This is a genomic window from Hydrogenophaga sp. (assembly GCF_051007235.1).
Classification (GTDB): domain Bacteria; phylum Pseudomonadota; class Gammaproteobacteria; order Burkholderiales; family Burkholderiaceae_C; genus Hydrogenophaga.
The window spans coordinates 1-1,662 of record NZ_JBPCSJ010000457.1 but is presented as its reverse complement, the minus strand read 5'-3'; the positions used below and the strand labels follow the sequence as shown (position 1 = coordinate 1,662).

Genomic DNA, 1,662 nt, shown 5'->3' with positions numbered 1-1,662 from the left:
CTTCTGGTTCAGGCCGTCCAAAAACTCGAATCCGGCGCCGGAGTTGACGCACACGCATTTCTGTTTGTCGCCGTACCACTCGGCCCAGGCGTCGGCGCTGAAGGTCTCGCCTTCGACGGCCACCACCTGTTTGATCGGCAGCTGGTACTTGAGCGCGAACGCGAAGTCGCGTTCGTCGTGCGCCGGCACGCCCATCACGGCGCCGTCGCAGTAGCTCATCAGCACGTAGTTGCCGACCCAGACCTCAACCTGCGCGCCGGTCAATGGGTGGGTGACGAACAGGCCGGTGGCCATGCCCTTCTTTTCCTGCGTGGCCAGCTCGGCTTCGGTGGTGCCGCCGGTCTTGCACTCTTCGATGAAGGCGGCCAGCGCGGGGTTGGTCGCGGCGGCGTGTTGTGCCAGCGGGTGCTCGGCGGCCACAGCGCAGAAGGTCACGCCCATGATGGTGTCGGCGCGCGTGGTGAACACGTACATCTTGCCATCGCCGATCAGGCTGCCGTCGGCCGCCTGGATGTCGTGCGTGAACGCGAAACGCACGCCTTCGCTCTTGCCGATCCAGTTCTCCTGCATCAGGCGCACCTTGTCGGGCCAGCCGTTGAGGGTGGCCTTGTCGTTGCCCAGCTGCACGTGCGTGAGCAGCTCGTCGGCATACGACGTGATGTTCAGGTAGTAGCCGGGAATCTCACGCTTCTCGACCAGGGCGCCGGTGCGCCAGCCGCGGCCATCGATCACCTGCTCGTTGGCCAGCACGGTCTGGTCCACCGGGTCCCAGTTGACGATCTGGGTCTTGCGGTAGGCGATGCCCTTGTCCAGCATCTTCAGGAACAGCCACTGGTTCCACTGGTAGTACTCGGGCGAGCAGGTGGCAACCTCGCGCGACCAGTCGATGGCCAGCCCCATCGCCTGCATCTGCTTCTTCATGTAGGCGATGTTGTCGTAGGTCCACTTCGCCGGTGGCACGCCGTTTTTCAGTGCGGCGTTCTCGGCCGGCAGGCCGAAGGCGTCCCAACCCATGGGCATCAGCACGTTGTGACCGTTCATGCGCAGGTAGCGCGTGAGCATGTCGTTGATGGTGTAGTTGCGCACATGGCCCATGTGCAGCTTGCCGCTGGGGTAGGGCAGCATCGAGCAGGCGTAGAACTTCTTCTTGCTCTTGTCTTCGGTGACGCGGTAGGCGTCGGTGGCGGTCCAGTGGGCGTGCGCGGCGCGCTCGACGTCCTGGTGGGCGTATTGGTTTTGCATGAAGCGGGGTCCGGCGGGCCGGAGGCGTGAGGGATCGGAAATCGGGGCAGCGGCGGCCACGGGGCAGCGCGCCGGAACACCCGGGATTTTAGGCCTTGGGCACCCCGGCCACCGCAGGCCGGCGCAGCGCCTCAGCGCGCTGGCGCAGGTGCCGGTGCGGGGGTGGACGGATCGGCCACAAAGCCGATGCGGCTCAGACCCGCGGTCTGCGCCAGGCCGATGATCTGCACCACACGCCCATATGGAACGGCCGTGTCGGCGCGCAGCTGCAACTCGGTGCCCGGGTCACGCTGCGCCGCCTCTTGCAGGCGCTGCGGCAGGCTGGCGGGGTCGATGGCTTGATCGCCCCAGAAGGTCTGGCCCTGCGCATCGAGCGCGATGCTCACCGAGGCCGCCGGTTCCGGCGCCGCAGCGGCCGGC

The 1,662-nt window shown here is 66.7% G+C and carries 2 protein-coding genes; both read right to left on the bottom strand.

The window, feature by feature from the left end:
* Positions 1-1,242: class I tRNA ligase family protein (locus tag ACR2JA_RS16295; protein ID WP_434010124.1), on the bottom strand; the 1,242-nt coding region annotated here is incomplete at its 3' end.
* Positions 1,243-1,373: 131 nt separating this feature from the next.
* A partial coding sequence (locus ACR2JA_RS16290; RefSeq protein ID WP_434010123.1) for an ExbD/TolR family protein occupies positions 1,374-1,662 on the bottom strand: 289 nt, incomplete at its 5' end.